Below are 16,069 nucleotides of genomic sequence, written 5' to 3'. Positions count from 1 at the left end.
CGGCTAAGGGTGCAGCCAGCCCTCCAGCAGCGCGTGCTGCAACAACGTCACGGTTTTACCGTCCTGGATCCGGCCATCTTTCACCATCGCCCAGGCCTCCGGGAAGGTCATTTCCAGCACGTCGATATCTTCGTCGTCGATGCCGCCACCTGCGTTTTCACGCCGGGCATCGCTGTACTCCGCCGCAAAGAAGTGCACCATTTCGGTGACACCGCCCGGTGACATATACAGAGCAAACAGCTTTTCCACCTCCCCGACCACGTAGCCGGTTTCCTCTGTGGCCTCGCGGCGAATGCACACTTCCGGGGAGTCGTCGTCCAGCAGTCCGGCACAGGTTTCAATCAGCATGCCCGAAGGATTACCGTTTATCCAGGTGGCAATACGGAACTGGCGCGTCAGCACCACGCTGTTTTTTTCGCGGTTGTACAGCAGAATGGTCGCGCCGTTGCCGCGATCGTAAACTTCGCGTTTATGGCGGAGGGTGGATCCGTCTTTTTTCGTCAGGTCATAAGTGAAATTGCGCAGAGTGAACCAGTTTTCTGACAGGATCTTATTTTTGATAACGTCAATCTTGGCTGACATACCGTCTCCGTTGGGGTGTCCGGGAGAGGCTGATCATAGAGGGTTTTCGCGGCCAGAGCGATGAGAATAATAAGAAAAGGCGGCCCGATAAGGGCCGCCCTGCTTATGCAACACGGGGAACAGGACCGCGACATGGTCCCCCGGTTTATCAGTGGTTATGTTCTTCCTTCGCCAGTGCGTGAACCCGCTTACGCGCACCGAACCAGCCCAGCACCAGCACAATGGCAATCAGTGGGATAGCCGCCACCGTGTAGGTTCCGTTTGGATAGTCGAATGCCATCAGCACCAGAACGCTGAACAGGAACAGCAGCGTCAGCCATGAGGTAAAGGGTGCCCATGGCAGCTTGAAGCTGACATCTTCCGCTTTGCCTTCTTTAATGGCTTTGCGCAGACGCATCTGGCACACCACGATAAACGCCCAGGAGGAGAGGATACCCAGCGCCGCAACGTTCAGCACAATTTCAAAGACGCGGGAAGGCACCACATAATTCAGGTAAACACCAATGATGTAGACACCAATGGTGACCAGGATACCCATGTAGGGCACCTGCTGGCCGCTCATTTTCGACATGAATTTCGGTGCGGAGCCGCCCATCGACATGGAGCGCAGAATACGCCCCGTCGAATAGAGGCCTGAGTTCAGGCTGGATAGTGCCGCGCTCAGTACCACGATATTCATAATGCTGCCAACGTAAGGCACGCCAAGTTTAGAGAAGAAGGTAACAAACGGACTCTGCCCTGCCTGATAGGCATTCCACGGCAGCAGCAGCACCAGCAGCACGACGGAGCCAACGTAGAACAGGCCAATACGCCAGATCACGCTGTTAATCGCTTTTGGCAGCATGGTTTTCGGGTCTTTACACTCGCCTGCCGCCGTACCCACCAGTTCGATGGAGGCGAAGGCAAATACCACGCCCTGCACCAGCACCAGCGCCGGCATCAGACCGTTCGGGAAGAAGCCGCCGTTATCGCTGATCAGATGGAAGCCGGTCGCATTGCCATCCAGCGGCTTGCCGCTGCCAAGGAACACAACACCCACCACCAGGAAAATGACAATCGCCAGGACTTTAATCAGGGCAAACCAGAACTCCATTTCGGCAAACCACTTCACACCGATCATGTTCATGGTGCCGACGATGGCCAGCGCCCCGAGGGCAAACACCCATTGCGGTACATCACCGAATGCGCCCCAGTAGTGCATATAGAGCGCGACGGCAGTGATGTCGACAATCCCGGTCATTGCCCAGTTGACGAAGTACATCCAGCCGGCCACGTAGGAGGCTTTTTCACCGAGGAATTCGCGAGAGTAAGAGACGAAACTGCCGCTTGAGGGGCGATGTAAAACCAGTTCCCCCAGCGCACGAAGAATGAAGAAAGAGAAAATACCACAGACCAGATAGACAATGGCCAGTGCCGGGCCTGCGGCCTGCAGGCGAGAGCCCGCGCCGAGAAACAGCCCCGTACCAATCGCGCCACCGATGGCAATCATCTGTACGTGACGATTGTCCATAGCTTTATGGTAGCCAGAATCATGAGAGTTTAACCAACGCCTTCTTGCAGCGCGCTTTTCAGCGCCCGTTTTCTTTTCAGCTTTCATTTTCAATCCTATTTCCTGTCCACAAAGTGATGCGGTTACCTGTCCCGGGTATCCTGTTTCTTATAGGCCAACCAAACGATTGCGTACGCGACGCAGGCGTGGAAGATCCCCCTGTTTGCTGTAATTTTATTCATGACGCAAGCAGGGAAATCGCGGCGATGCATCCTAACCGTTCTGATTAATCGACGCAAAAATTCCACGCTGGAAATCGTGAGCTTTTGTAATTTTTGTCGGGTGGCGCATAAAAAAACCGACCGCAATTTGCGGTCGGTCAGTGCAAGCACTAAAGACTACACAGGGACAGACAGGGACTACAGGAGATGAGGGTAAAACGGGTATTAACGGTAAATCTCAGCGTTTCCTGACCAGAGGCTGGAATCGCCCGGGGTGTTGGCACCGATCACCCGGAAGCTGCTGGCACCCATGGCATCCGCTTTTTTCGCCAGATGGCGCGTAGCATCGTCCAGCGTGCCTCTGACACCATTCACCGACACCGTGCCAATACTGTGCAATTCTGCCGCCTGGCTTTGTTCCACCTGCGTGGCGGCCAGCGTAGAGAATGACGTCGCAGCAAGCAGTGTGGCCGCGATCACTGCGGGTAACATCTTGTTCATCATGAAGCTCCTCGGGAAAGCGTATCGATTAATGTAGTGACGGGATTGATTATTACCGTTTCAATGAAAAGCAGAGTGAGCAGTGCGTAAAGCCGTTAAAACATTCCTGGCATTGCGCGTGACTGCGCCAAGAAGCGTAAAGAGATATGTCGGAGTTCGGCAGATGTAACGGGCAGTGACAGGCAGGGACTACTGCTTCAGTAAACCTTAGCGCAGCGTTATAATCACCCTCCTTATATTAAGGATAATAAATGTGACCATCATACGCTCCCTGACGCATAGCCTGGCCCGCGCGCTATTTACCATTGTCCTGCTGTCCGTCATTACCAGTGGGCTGGCGCTGCTGACTCTGTCCGGCAGCCTGCGGGATGCAGAAGCCATCAATCTTGCCGGTTCCCTGCGGATGCAGGTCTATCGCCTGAGCTGGGACATCAGCACTCACTCCCCCCTTTCTGCACAACATATTGCTGACTATCAGCGCACACTGCACTCCCCCGCGCTGAAGGCGCTGGATCGTTTTTATGTGCCGGACCCCGTGCGCCAGGGGTATCGTGAACTGCTGGTCACCGCCCGGCAGACTGCCTCCGCGACAGTGGGAAACCACCAGCAGGTGATTAACGAGGTCGATAAAATCGACCAGTTTGTGCTGGCCCTGCAGCACTGGGCCGAACTGAAAATGCGGATGGCCGCCCTCGCCTGCCTGCTGGGTTTACTGGCCATTACCCTGCGGGTCTGGTTTATTCTGCGTCATATTCGCCAGCAGGTTGTCGGGCCGCTGCAACAGCTGGTCAGCGCCAGCGAAGCGATTGAACAGCGGCGCTTTCATTTTCCACCGCTCAGCACCGGTCTGCCTAATGAACTGGGCGTGCTGGCGCGGGCGTTTACCCGCATGTCCACTGAGCTGGAAAAATCGTGGCGGGCGATGTCCCTGAATGTTGAGGAAAAAACTGCCGATTTAACCCAGGCCAACCGCCGCCTGAGGCTGCTGTATGCCTGTTCTCAGCAGCTCAGCCACAGCATCAAAGGGCAGGAGGCCTTTCAGCAAACCCTGCGGCTGGTGTCTGACCATGAAAAGCTCAGTTACATTGAGCTTTCCACGCCCGAGTTTGGGCGACTGAGCGCAGGACACCGTCTGCCGGACAGAGTGTGGCAAACGCTGCCCCTGCATCCGCATCCGGAACAGCCCCCCTGCGGTGTGCTGCGCTGGCAGGCGGAGGAGAGTGAGTCGCCGCTGATGAAAAGCGTGGCCTCTTTACTCGTCCACGCGCTGGAACTGTGGCAGGCACAGCAGCAGGTACAAAGCCTGCTGTTGCTGGAGGAGCGTGCGACTATTGCCCGAGAACTGCATGACTCGCTGGCGCAGTCCCTGACTTTTTTGCGCATTCAGCTTGTCAGGCTGAAACGTACGCTCAACGCGGAGGCCACCGCCGCACGGGAGATCGTAACGGAGTTTGAAGAAGCACTGAGCACGGCAAACCGGCAGCTGCGTGAGCTTCTCACCACCTTCCGGCTGACCATTGAACCGGCCAGCCTGACGCGCGCGCTGGAGCAGGTCATTGCCCCACTGCGCCAGCAGACTGACGCCCCGATTGTGCTGAAAGGGCAGCTTGAGGTACGGCTTCCGGCCCAGCAGCATATTCACGTATTACAGATTGTCCGCGAGGCCCTGCTTAATGCCGTACAGCATGCGAACTCAACGGAGATTACCGTCAGCGGCGATTACGATGCAGCAAGCGGGCTGACAATCGCTGTTACCGATAATGGCGTGGGCATTGCCTCGCTGGAAGAACCCGAAGGACATTACGGTCTGACCATCATGCATGAACGTGCTGCACGGCTGAACGGCCAGCTGACCATTGTTCGTCACACGCACGGAGGCACTGGCGTGTCTTTACACTTCAAACCGCTCACTGAAATGGGTTCTGACAAGGAGTAGCACCATGGAAGACAACACCGTCAGCGTGATGATTGTCGACGATCACCCCCTGATGCGTAACGGCATTCGTCAACTGCTGGCGCTGGAGCCCCGGTTCCGGGTGACGGCAGAGGCGGCCAGTGGTCACGACGCGGTCGCGCTGGCGCGGCAGAATCCCCCCGACCTGATACTTCTGGATTTGAAAATGAAGGGACTCTCCGGTCTGGAGACGTTTAACGCCCTGCGCGCTAACGGCATACTTGCCCGGATCGTCGTGCTGACGGTATCAGATCTGCGCGGCGATATTTCCGCCCTGCTGGAAGCCGGGGCCAGCGGCTACCTGCTGAAGGACAGCCCTCCGGAACAGCTGCTGTCGCAAATTGTCCGGGTGGCGGAGGGCGGCGTCGCCTTTAGTGCACCGCTGAACGCGCTGCGGAACAACGATAACTGGAAAGCCGATCCCTTTATTATTTTGACAAAACGCGAGCAGGAGGTGATGAAAGAGGTGGCCTGTGGCCATTCAAATAAACAAATTGCAGAGAACCTGGCTATCTCCGAGCAAACGGTCAAAGTTCATATCCGCAACGTATTACGTAAGCTGAATGTCCGTTCACGGGTAGCGGCTACCGTCATGTGGCTGGAATCAAACCACGCCAGTTTGTAACCAGAGGGGCCACGGCCTGCGGGATTATTTACATATTCTCCTCATTTTCTCCACGATTGTTTCATCAGCGGCGGGTAAAGTGATCCCCTGCCGGAGCATATTGATTAAATTATAAATTTGCCCCGCCCCATACCGATGACATGACGGGATATCTGTCTTAAACGCCGCAGGGAAAACCGGCATTTTTGTTATTATTCAGGCTATATCCAACAGACTTCACGATGCAGGCAGCACGCCCGCAAATCCCTGTAAACAGAGAAAGCGATCTCTCGGGGTGGCGGACACGGCCGACAGACCGGCACCTGATGGACGACGGGTATACCTGCTGCGGAGCTAGAGATGGCCAACTTTTTTATCGATCGCCCGATTTTTGCCTGGGTTCTGGCAATACTGATGTGTCTGACCGGGGGGCTGGCCATCGTCTCTCTGCCCATTGAACAGTATCCTGACCTGGCGCCTCCTAACGTGCGCATCACCGCCAACTATCCGGGGGCGTCTGCTGAAACGCTCGAAAACACCGTCACTCAGGTGATCGAGCAGAATATGACCGGCATTGATAATCTGATGTATATGTCGTCGCAGAGCAGCAATACCGGCCAGGCAACCATTACGCTGACCTTTGAAGCCGGCACAAACCCCGATGAAGCCCGCCAGCAGGTGCAGAATCAGCTACAGACCGCGCTGCGAAAACTGCCGCAGGATGTCCAGTCGCAGGGGGTGACGGTCAATAAAACCGGTGATACCAATATTTTGATGGTCGCCTTCGTGTCGACCGACGGCAGCATGGATAAACAGGATATCTCGGACTATGTTGCCAGTAATATTCAGGATCCGCTCAGCCGCATTGACGGCGTGGGACAGGTAGATGCATACGGTTCACAATATGCCATGCGTATCTGGCTCGATCCCAATAAGCTGATTAACTACACCCTGACCACCAGCGACGTGGTGACCGCCATCAAATCGCAGAACAGTCAGGTCGCGGTCGGCCAGTTGGGTGGCCTGCCCTCTGTCGACAGCCAGGCACTGAATGCCACCATCAACTCTCAGTCCCTGCTGCAAACCCCGGAGCAGTTCCGCGATATCACCCTCAGGGTCAATGCCGATGGCTCCGTGGTAACGCTGGGTGATGTGGCAAAGGTGGAGCTGGGCGCGGAGAAGTATGATTACCTCAGCCGCTATAACGGCATGGCCGCGTCAGGGCTGGGGGTCAAGCTGGCCTCCGGGGCCAATGAGCTGCAAACGGATACCCTGGTTCGCGCCCGTCTTGACGAACTGTCACACTATTTTCCCCACGGGCTGAAGGCGGAGATCGCCTACGAGACCACGCCGTTTGTCAAAGCCTCCATTGAAGACGTGGTGAAAACCCTGTTTGAAGCCGTGCTGCTGGTCTTCCTGGTGATGTACCTGTTCCTGCAAAACTTCCGTGCCACGCTGATCCCGACCATTGCCGTGCCGGTGGTGCTGCTGGGCACTTTTGGCATTCTCTATCTCTTCGGTTACAGCATCAACACGCTCACCATGTTCGCGATGGTGCTGGCCATCGGCCTGCTGGTGGATGATGCCATCGTGGTGGTGGAAAACGTCGAACGAATTATGAGTGAAGAAGGCCTGTCGCCGCGCGAGGCGACGCGCAAATCCATGGGGCAGATTCAGGGGGCGCTGGTCGGTATTGCGCTGGTGCTGTCGGCGGTCTTTATCCCGATGGCCTTCTTCGGCGGCACCACCGGGGCTATCTATCGCCAGTTTTCAGTCACGATTGTCTCCGCCATGGTGCTCTCCGTCCTGGTGGCGATGATCCTTACCCCTGCCCTGTGTGCCACGCTGCTGAAACCACTGGCCAAAGGCCACCATCACGGCCGCCGGGGATTCTTTGGCGGGTTTAACCGCCTGTTTAACCGCAGCGCTGAACGCTACGAGCGCGGCGTGGGCAAAATTCTGGCCAAAGGAGGCCGCTGGCTGGTGCTGTATGTGGCGCTGCTCGCGGTGATGGCCCTGCTGTTTATCCGCCTGCCCACTTCTTTCCTGCCGCTGGAAGACCGGGGTATTTTCACCACCCAGGTTCAGCTGCCGCCGGGTTCCACCCTGCAACAGACGATGAAGGTGGTGGAAAAAGTTGAGAAATACTACCTGACACACGAGAAAGACAACGTGCTGTCGGTGTTCGCCACCGTCGGTGCCGGCCCTGGCGGCAACGGGCAGAACGTGGCGCGGATGTTTGTGCGCCTGAAAGACTGGCAGGATCGCAGCGGCAGTGACAATACCGCCTTCGCCATTATTGAGCGCGCCACTAAAGCCTTTGCAAAAATCAATGAGGCGAAAGTGATTGCCAGCAGCCCACCCGCCATCACCGGGCTGGGCAACTCGGCCGGCTTTGATATGGAGCTGCAGGATCACGCCGGGCTGGGCCATACCGCGCTGATGGCGGCACGCAACAGCCTGCTTGAGCTGGCGCAAAGCAACCCGTCCCTGACCCGGGTCCGTCATAACGGTCTGGATGACAGCCCGCAGTTACGTATCGATATTGATCAGCGGAAAGCCCAGGCCCTGGGCGTGTCGCTGGATGATATTAACGCGACGCTGCAAACCGGCTGGGGGTCGACCTACGTCAATGACTTCCTTGACAGAGGACGGGTGAAAAAAGTGTATGTCCAGGCTGACGCCACCTTCCGCATGCTGCCCGATGACATCAGCAAGTGGTATGTGCGCAATGCCAGCGGCGAAATGGTGCCCTTCACCGCCTTTGCCCGCTCTCACTGGGAGAGCGGTTCACCCCGCCTTGAACGCTACAACGGCTATTCCGCCGTTGAAATTGTGGGGGAATCGGCACCGGGCGTCAGTAACGGTGCGGCCATGGACGTGATGGAGAAGCTGGTCAGCCAGCTGCCGGTGGGGATTGGCCTGCAGTGGACGGGGGCATCGCTACAGGAGCGTATGACGGGGGCACAGGCCCCGGCGCTCTATGCGCTGTCACTGCTGGTGGTCTTCCTGTGTCTGGCCGCGCTGTATGAGAGCTGGTCGATTCCTTTCTCCGTCATGCTGGTCGTGCCGCTGGGGGTGATTGGTGCGCTGGTGGCCACCTGGCTGCGCGGGCTGGAAAACGATGTCTACTTCCAGGTCGGCCTGCTGACCGTGATCGGACTGTCGGCGAAAAATGCCATTTTGATCGTCGAATTTGCCAGCGAAATGAATACCCGGGGGCGTGATTTGGTGGAATCCACCCTGGAAGCGTCGCGCCAGCGCTTACGGCCGATTCTGATGACTTCGCTGGCCTTTATTTTCGGCGTCCTGCCGATGGTGATCAGCAGCGGTGCCGGGTCCGGCAGCCAGCATGCAGTCGGCACCGGAGTGATGGGCGGGATGATCTCCGCCACGGTACTGGCAATCTTCTTTGTGCCGCTGTTCTTTGTGCTGGTGCGCCGCCGCTTCCCGCTGAAAGAGAAACACCGGTAAAAAACAAAAAGGCAGCCGGTTAATAGCTGCCTTTTATAATTTAATTGACTGAAAATAAAACACTTTGATGCTATCACCATGCTTTTCTTGTCTGAAACGCATTACTTACGTAACATCGTTTCGATAAAGTCTTTCCAGTTCCCCAGTTCTAAATCAATCATAGTAACCTCTCTTTTTATGTAGGTTCATTTTAAGAGTATTCCTAAACAAAAGAAAGATCAGGATCCCAATTACTGCCATCGGTAAAACGAGTTAAACGATAATTCAATGAAAATGTGCTACGCCGCACAGTTCGTAGGTGATGATTTCTCAGGGGATTATTAGTCGTAGCATAATTAAGAGGCTTCGTATATCCGGCCGGTGCGGCTGAACAGCTCAGGCAACCCCTCGTCCATCGTCTCAAGAGGAACATCGACCCCGGGCGGGGCCGGATGACTCACTATTTCAGAATGATGATTTTATCGTAACCACCGCTTTCACTGTCGATGTGCGTTTTCGCATCGGGGTGATCCCGCATCACGGCATCAACAATATGGGCGAAATCCTCGCAGCGGGTTTCTTTTTTACGCTTCAGTACGATCGTGGACTGGGTTTCTTCTACCGTATGTGCGGCCGATTCTTTCATGTAGTTCATCGCTCCCCTCCTCTTTAATCACGGGCTCACTCCCCTTCTCATCGCGCTCGTCGCTATTGTCCTGCATTGAGCTCATCCGAATATAGATGAATCCCACAAAAAACAGAAGGGTACACAAGTCTGACTTTTACCGGCAGCGCATCAAACGTTCTTCCTGGCGTCTGACTTTCATCATCTCAAGGGCTGTCTGCCGGCGCTATCCACTGTAAACTGTCACCAGCAATTATCAGACGGCACAGGAAACGGATACCGATGACAGAACAGAGCCCGAAAAATACCTTTACAATGTATGGCATCAAAAACTGCGACACCGTCAAAAAAGCGCGGAAATACCTGGAAGCAGGTGGCGTGAACTATCAGTTCCATGATTACCGTGCTGACGGATTAGAGGCAGATTTGCTGCAGCGCTTTATTGATGTTCTTGGCTGGGAAGCCCTGCTTAACACCCGCGGTACCACCTGGCGCAAGCTGGAAGAATCCGAGCGAAAGGCAGTGGATAATCCGGCAGCGGCATTAACACTGATGCTGTCACAGCCTGCCATGATCAAACGCCCGTTGCTCTGCGCCGCCGACGGCTCTATGCTGCTGGGCTTCAGTGAAGCCACCTATTCGCCGTTTATTCAGGAGAAGTCATCATTATGCACTGTCCGGTCATAGAGCTGACGCAGCAGCTTATTCGTCGCCCCTCCCTCAGCCCTGATGATGCCGGTTGCCAGGCTATTCTGATTGCCCGTTTACAGGCGCTGGGTTTTACCATTGAACCCATGAATATTGGCGACACCCTGAATTTCTGGGCATGGCGCGGCGAAGGGGAAACGCTGGCCTTTGCCGGTCATACTGACGTCGTACCGACCGGGGATGCCAACCGCTGGATCAATCCCCCGTTTGAACCGGCCATCCGCGACGGGATGCTGTTTGGCCGCGGTGCCGCCGATATGAAAGGGTCGCTGGCCGCGATGATCGTCGCCGCGGAACGCTTTGTTGCCGCCCATCCGCAGCACAAAGGGCGTCTGGCCTTTCTGATCACCTCCGATGAAGAGGCCAGCGCTGCCAACGGCACCGTGAAAGTCGTGGAAGCGCTGATGGCGCGCAATGAACGCATGGATTACTGCCTGGTGGGCGAGCCGTCCAGTACCGAAGTAGTCGGCGACGTGGTAAAAAATGGCCGTCGCGGCTCGATTACCGCTAACCTGACCCTTCATGGCGTCCAGGGACACGTGGCCTACCCGCACCTTGCCGATAATCCCGTTCACCGCGCCATGCCTGCGCTGAATGAGCTGGTGGCCAGGGAGTGGGATCGGGGCAATGAATTCTTCCCGCCGACCAGTATGCAGATTGCCAACGTGCAGGCCGGGACCGGCAGCAACAACGTGATCCCCGGTGACTGTTTTGTGCAGTTTAACTTCCGTTTCAGCACTGAACTGACCGATGAAATGATCCGGCAGCAGGTTCAGGAACTGCTCGATCGCCATCAGCTGCGCTACACCATTGAGTGGAAACTCTCCGGTCAGCCGTTCCTGACCTCACGCGGTAAGCTGGTTGATGCGGTGGTTAACGCGGTTGAGCACTATAATGAAATCAGGCCGCAGCTGCTGACGACCGGTGGCACCTCTGACGGACGCTTTATTGCCCGCATGGGCGCGCAGGTGGTGGAATTAGGCCCGGTCAACGCCACCATTCATAAAATCAATGAGTGCGTGAAAGCCGCCGACCTGCAGCTTCTCAGCCGCATGTACCAGCGGATCATGGAACAGCTGATCGCATAAAGGTGAAATGATGGAATTTATAAAGCACTACTGGTGGATCCTGGTGATCCTGCTGATGATTGGCATTCTGATGAACGTTTACAAAGATCTGAAGCGCATCGATCATAAAAAGTTTCTCGACAACAAGCCAGAACTCCCCCCACATCGTGATTTTAACGATAAATGGGATGATGAAGACGACTGGCCGAAGAAGAAATAATTTCCTCCCGATTCAGGGCCGAGCGGAAAACACGGTCGGCCCTGACACGCTAATCACATCAGTGCAATCACATCATCATCGCCCGGTTTGGCGCCGCTTAGCGCTTCGTCAAAATAACGACGCGGTACGGTAAACTGCAGGCGTTCGAGCGCTAAGCGCATCGCCCGCTCGTCGATGGCATGCGGCAGGTCGTCAATAATGTCCAGCGTCACATCCCCTCCCAGCGCAGACAACCGCTCTTCCGCCGCAACCGCATGCGTCAGCGGCAGCACGGTATCATGATCACCATGGATCAGGTGGATGGTGGTCCGCGTTCCGGCCTGGTCAGGCAGCGTGGCATACCGGCCACTGAAGGCCACCACCCGGCCTGCCAGTCCCGGCTGCACCTTAATCGCCTCCAGCGCCATCGTCGCGCCCTGAGCAAAGCCTATCAGGGCGGTTGCCCGCGCATTGACCCCACTCTGCTGCTGCCAGTGACGAACGCTGGCAATAAAGCCGTCCATTGCGCCATCAACCTGCTGCTGATGACCGTCCGGCACGGACGGCCTATACCAGTGAAAACCCCCGTCAGCATCCGCCTGCGGCCCGCCGACGCTGACCACCAGCGCACGCGGGAAAGCCCCGGCAAACCAGTGGCCAATCTCGCCCATTGCCACCGGATTATCGCCGGCGGCGTGATACAGCAAAAAAAGCTGTGTCGCGGGTAACGAGGGGGTCTGAACGACAACATGGGGAAGTTTCATGGTGAGCTCCTTAAGCTATTGCCAGGATCATACGCCCCTGCAGGCTGAAGAACAGGGGGTATTTTTGATGAAGACGGTGGATTTATTGCAATGAGATGACCCACTGCCGGTGCTGTTGTGCCCGCAGTGGGTCCCGCGCCATCAGTCCCTGCTGTGCCTCCTGCCGCCAGGCAGCCAGCAGCGCCTTACGCCCGGACAACCGAAACCGGGTGCAGATCTCACCCGGGGAGAGTCCCTCACTGATGGCCGCACGCAGCAGCGGCAGGGCTGACGACACCGTGCCAATCAGTCTTCCCAGTGCGGCATAGCTGACCTCAAACGGTCGCTGTGCCCAGGCAAAACCGGACAGTTCCAGCCAGTCATCGTCGATCAGCGTCAGATCATCATCCGCAGCCAGGGGCAGCGCCTGTGAACCCGACTGGCGATGCAGCCAGCCCGCATTTCGCGCCAGACGTCGGGTGGCCGATCCCGCCAGCCGCTCTCCGGCCGGGCTGAGAGGCAGGATGGCCATCGCCGTATAACAGCCGCTGCTGGCCTCACGATGGGTGCCGAAGCGCACCAGCTGAAAACCACAGCGCTGCCAGAAACGCCACAGCGGGTCGGTAAAACCAAAGCTGACGGATAAAAAATCCAGTCCCGGGGTAAGCTCCTGACAGCAGGCGACCAGTTGCTGACCGCAGCCCTGCCCGCGTAGCGGTGCCGCGACGGCAATCCGGCTGATGCGCCGTGAACGCAACTGGGGCGCGTCGATATCACCGGCATGGGCCGCCAGCGACTGGGCGACCAGGCTACCGCGCGGACGGCGGGTGCCGGCCCAGATGGCGGCAGACAGCCCGGCAGAAAGCCCCCCCTCGTCCACCAGCCATAGCGCCCCCTGCACGCTGTCCTCCTGGAGGGCGGCAATAAAGTGCATCCCCGGCGCATCCATCATCCGCCGCAGATCGAGCGGTGAGGTACGATAGTGCGCGCTGGTCAGCAGCTGATAGACCGCTGCCATGCGTGCGGGCTGGCGTTTCCAGTCCGCCTGCTCCAGCGGCAGGCAGGCCAGCGGCCCCGACTGCGGAGGAGCAACGGCATCGTCAAGCAGCAGGGCCTCCGCCACGATCCGCTCCAGCGGGTCGCCCGCTGCCCAGCGCAGGGGGGCGTCCAGCCGGTAATGCGTCACGTTTGGCAGGCCGTCGCAAAACTTCAGCATAAAACCGCGTCCGGTTCCCTCATAGCCCTGCACGGTGGTGGTCAGCAGGACGCGGGGGAAAAGGGCCACCAACTGCTGTAACAGCGGGGCAGGAATGGCCGCGGCCTCATCGACCAGCAGCCAGTCAACGCCGGAGACAAGCTCCTGTGCGCTGGCCAGCAGACGATCCGGTGCGACAAAGTGATAGCGCTCTCCGGCAAAACCGGCGAGCACGTCCGAAGCGGCGCGGGCAGGCGCAGTGACCAGACAACGCCCGGGCCAGCGCGCGGCCAGCATACCGGCCAGCGCGGATTTTCCCCGGCCACGGGCGGCGGTCAGCGCGTAAATGCCCGGGGGGGCATTGATCAGCCGTTCAAGCACCCGCTGCTGTTGCTGGCTATCGGTCTGCCAGTCCGGGGGCAGCGGGACGGGGGAAATCATCAGAGGATGGGACTGACGCCAGTTGGCCACGCCAGCATCGGTCAGCAACAGTTGTTGAAAGCGCTGAACAAAGCGCGGACTGGCGCAGGGTCGATCGCTATCACTCCAGCGCAGTGAATCGGTGTCGGGGCACTCCGCCCAGCGATCCCATTCGGGCAGCAGCAGCAGCAGCCAGCTCCCGGCACGCAGCGTGCCTGCCAGTGCGGCAAAGGCCTCTGCATGAAAACCCTCCCGGGCGTCAAAAACTGCATGGTGGAACTCCCGGCCCAGTAGCGTGCGCAGGGCCTGCGGCTGGCAGTGCAAGGGGGCAGAAGCGTCACTGCCCACCCACAGCCAGTCTCCCGGGAGCTGCGCCATCAGGCTGGTGGCCTGCTGCCTGCACCACGCCGGTGCTCCGCTGAGGGTCAGTAAACGGCGGCAGCCCTGCTGCCGATGAACGGCAGCGGCGGCGACAAGCTCATTCACGCCGCATCAGCCTGCAAAGGTATTACACTGGCCGGGATTACCACTGTCGAAACCTTTTTTGAACCAGGTATAACGCTGCTGTGAGGTGCCGTGTGTAAAGCTGTCCGGCACGACCCGCCCCTGGCTGCGCTGTTGCAACCGGTCATCACCAATCGCCTGAGCCGCATTCAGCGCAGACTCAAGATCACCGGTTTCCAGCACATTTTCCTGCTGCATATAGTGACCCCAGACGCCGGCAAAGCAGTCCGCCTGAAGCTCCATTTTCACCGACAGCTGGTTTACCTGCACACGTGAGGCACCCTGCTGCATCTCGCGGACTTTTTTATCAATGCCCAACAGGTGCTGTACATGGTGCCCTACTTCATGAGCAATCACATAGCCCTGGGCAAATTCGCCCCCGGCGCCCAGTTTTTGGGTCATTTCGTCGTAAAACGACAGGTCAATATAGACTTTACTGTCTGCCGGGCAGTAAAACGGCCCCATCGCCGACTGGCCGCTGCCGCAGGCAGTAGCCGTCTGGTTGCGGTACATCACCAGCGTCGGGGGCTGCCACGTTTTGTCCATCTGCCGGAACAGCTTTTGCCAGGTATCTTCTGTCAGCGCGAACACCGTGCGGGTGAACTGCGCGGCCTCATCTTCTTTCGGCGTGGTCTGACGCTGCTGCTGCTGCGCCGTCGGCGCGGCGGAGCTGCCATCCCCGGTCAGCAGTGGCGACAGGTCATAGCCATAGTAACTGGCGATCACCACAATAATCAGCAGAGCAATGCCCCCTTTGCCACGAGGAATACGTATGCGCCCACCGCCAACCGTCCCGGATTCATTACGGCGATCCTCCACATTGTCGCTTTCGCGACGCCCTTGCCAGCGCATAAGTGTTTACTCCAAATTAATAACGACAACCTGTCCGTCGATTTTAGTCGGACGTCGCAGGGAAAACCAGAAAACACGGGAATAAGAGAGGATGACAGGAAAAAGGCCGGGCAAGCCCGGCCTTTCGGCAGTATTGAGGTCGTAAGGGTATTAACCCCTGGCGGGATCAGTCGAGGGTCACACCCAGACGCCTGGCCACTTCTTCATAAGCTTCGATCAGACCGCCCAGGCTCTGACGGTAGCGGTCTTTGTCCATCTTATTCAGGGTGTCTTTATCCCACAGGCGGGCACCGTCCGGGGAGAACTCATCACCCAGCACGACTTCACCGTTAAACAGACCGAACTCCAGCTTGAAGTCGACGAGGATCAGACCGGCATCAGAAAACAGCTTGCTCAGCACGTCGTTCGCCTGATAAGTCAGCTCACGCATCCGCGCCAGATTCTCTTTGTTCACCCAGCCAAAGGTTTCACAGTAAGATTCATTGACCATCGGGTCGTGTTTGGCATCGTCTTTCAGGAACAGATCAAACAGCGGCGGATTGAGGATCATCCCCTCTTCCACGCCCAGACGTTTCACCAGCGATCCGGCCGCCCGGTTACGGATAACGCACTCAACCGGCACCATATCGAGCTTTTTCACCAGCGCTTCGTTGTCAGAGAGCAGGGCTTCCATCTGCGTTGGGATCCCGGCTTCCTGCAGTTTAGTCATAATGAAATAATTGAACTTGTTGTTAATCATTCCTTTACGGTCAAACTGTTCGATGCGCTCACCGTCCAGCGCTGACGTATCGTTACGGAATTCGAGTACCAACAGATCCGGGTTTTCGGTGCTGTAAACGGTTTTCGCTTTGCCGCGATACAACTCAGCTTTTTTCTGCATTTGTTTAACTCCAAACGATATAAGTGTCACTATCAGGCCGGCAGTGCCAGCCCGTTAAAATTTTGCCTGGCG

15 protein-coding genes are annotated in these 16,069 nt (G+C 57.3%); 6 read left to right on the top strand and 9 right to left on the bottom strand.

What is annotated here, in order from left to right; translation table 11 throughout:
* Positions 1-3: 3 nt before the first annotated feature.
* The 3 genes from nudK to K6L24_RS05670 form a co-directional block, all read right to left on the bottom strand.
* A complete protein-coding gene (gene nudK / locus K6L24_RS05680; RefSeq protein ID WP_222682038.1) occupies positions 4-582 on the bottom strand; it encodes a GDP-mannose pyrophosphatase NudK in 579 nt (192 codons plus the stop codon).
* A 148-nt stretch (positions 583-730) separates the two neighbouring features.
* Positions 731-2,179: an L-asparagine permease gene (gene ansP / locus K6L24_RS05675; protein ID WP_062744946.1), complete on the bottom strand. Its 1,449-nt coding sequence runs from the start codon at positions 2,177-2,179 to the stop codon at positions 731-733.
* Positions 2,180-2,517: 338 nt separating this feature from the next.
* The gene (locus K6L24_RS05670) at positions 2,518-2,793 is read right to left on the bottom strand and encodes a YdgH/BhsA/McbA family protein (RefSeq protein WP_062744810.1); all 276 of its coding nucleotides are present in this window, start codon (positions 2,791-2,793) and stop codon (positions 2,518-2,520) included.
* Between the two features lie 253 nt (positions 2,794-3,046).
* Between K6L24_RS05670 and narQ the strand changes: the two genes are divergently transcribed.
* From narQ to acrD, 3 genes are all read left to right on the top strand, one after another.
* Positions 3,047-4,729 (top strand): nitrate/nitrite two-component system sensor histidine kinase NarQ, encoded by a 1,683-nt coding sequence (gene narQ / locus K6L24_RS05665; protein WP_222682037.1) that lies wholly within the window; start codon positions 3,047-3,049, stop codon positions 4,727-4,729.
* Between the two features lie 4 nt (positions 4,730-4,733).
* Entirely contained in the window at positions 4,734-5,372 is a 639-nt protein-coding gene (locus K6L24_RS05660; protein WP_137268765.1) for a response regulator, read from the top strand.
* Between the two features lie 339 nt (positions 5,373-5,711).
* Positions 5,712-8,825 carry a multidrug efflux RND transporter permease AcrD gene (gene acrD / locus K6L24_RS05655; protein WP_062744804.1) on the top strand — a complete coding sequence of 1,038 codons (3,114 nt, stop codon included), beginning with the start codon at positions 5,712-5,714 and terminating at the stop codon, positions 8,823-8,825.
* 101 nt (positions 8,826-8,926) lie between these two features.
* Here acrD and ypfM read toward each other — a convergent pair whose 3' ends face one another.
* Together ypfM and K6L24_RS05645 are read right to left on the bottom strand one after the other, a co-directional pair.
* The gene (gene ypfM / locus K6L24_RS05650; RefSeq protein WP_118665656.1) at positions 8,927-8,986 is read right to left on the bottom strand and encodes a protein YpfM; all 60 of its coding nucleotides are present in this window, start codon (positions 8,984-8,986) and stop codon (positions 8,927-8,929) included.
* 278 nt (positions 8,987-9,264) lie between these two features.
* A complete protein-coding gene (locus K6L24_RS05645) occupies positions 9,265-9,459 on the bottom strand; it encodes a hypothetical protein (protein WP_062744802.1) in 195 nt (64 codons plus the stop codon).
* 252 nt (positions 9,460-9,711) lie between these two features.
* Between K6L24_RS05645 and K6L24_RS05640 the strand changes: the two genes are divergently transcribed.
* The 3 genes from K6L24_RS05640 to K6L24_RS05630 are packed head-to-tail and all read left to right on the top strand — an operon-like array spanning position 9,712 to position 11,424.
* A complete protein-coding gene (locus tag K6L24_RS05640) occupies positions 9,712-10,116 on the top strand; it encodes an ArsC family reductase (protein ID WP_062744800.1) in 405 nt (134 codons plus the stop codon).
* The gene (dapE, locus tag K6L24_RS05635) at positions 10,098-11,225 is read left to right on the top strand and encodes a succinyl-diaminopimelate desuccinylase (protein WP_062744797.1); all 1,128 of its coding nucleotides are present in this window, start codon (positions 10,098-10,100) and stop codon (positions 11,223-11,225) included. The genes K6L24_RS05640 and dapE overlap by 19 nt, the downstream gene beginning before the upstream one ends.
* Positions 11,226-11,235: 10 nt before the next feature.
* Positions 11,236-11,424, top strand: coding sequence for a YpfN family protein (locus K6L24_RS05630; RefSeq protein WP_062744795.1), 189 nt, complete (start codon positions 11,236-11,238; stop codon positions 11,422-11,424).
* 53 nt (positions 11,425-11,477) lie between these two features.
* Here K6L24_RS05630 and ypfH read toward each other — a convergent pair whose 3' ends face one another.
* The 4 genes from ypfH to purC all read right to left on the bottom strand — a co-directional run bounded on the left by ypfH (position 11,478) and on the right by purC (position 15,997).
* Positions 11,478-12,167: an esterase gene (ypfH, locus tag K6L24_RS05625; protein WP_118663499.1), complete on the bottom strand. Its 690-nt coding sequence runs from the start codon at positions 12,165-12,167 to the stop codon at positions 11,478-11,480.
* An 82-nt stretch (positions 12,168-12,249) separates the two neighbouring features.
* Positions 12,250-14,247, bottom strand: a complete 1,998-nt coding sequence (locus K6L24_RS05620; protein ID WP_245006716.1) for a tRNA(Met) cytidine acetyltransferase TmcA — start codon at positions 14,245-14,247, stop codon at positions 12,250-12,252.
* A 6-nt stretch (positions 14,248-14,253) separates the two neighbouring features.
* Positions 14,254-15,117 (bottom strand): KPN_02809 family neutral zinc metallopeptidase, encoded by an 864-nt coding sequence (gene ypfJ, locus K6L24_RS05615; RefSeq protein WP_062744787.1) that lies wholly within the window; start codon positions 15,115-15,117, stop codon positions 14,254-14,256.
* Positions 15,118-15,283: 166 nt separating this feature from the next.
* The gene (purC, locus tag K6L24_RS05610; protein ID WP_062744785.1) at positions 15,284-15,997 is read right to left on the bottom strand and encodes a phosphoribosylaminoimidazolesuccinocarboxamide synthase; all 714 of its coding nucleotides are present in this window, start codon (positions 15,995-15,997) and stop codon (positions 15,284-15,286) included.
* Positions 15,998-16,069 lie beyond the last annotated feature (72 nt).

This window comes from Erwinia persicina (genome assembly GCF_019844095.1).
GTDB classification, from domain to species: domain Bacteria; phylum Pseudomonadota; class Gammaproteobacteria; order Enterobacterales; family Enterobacteriaceae; genus Erwinia; species Erwinia persicina.
This window is presented reverse-complemented; position numbering and strand designations above follow the sequence as displayed.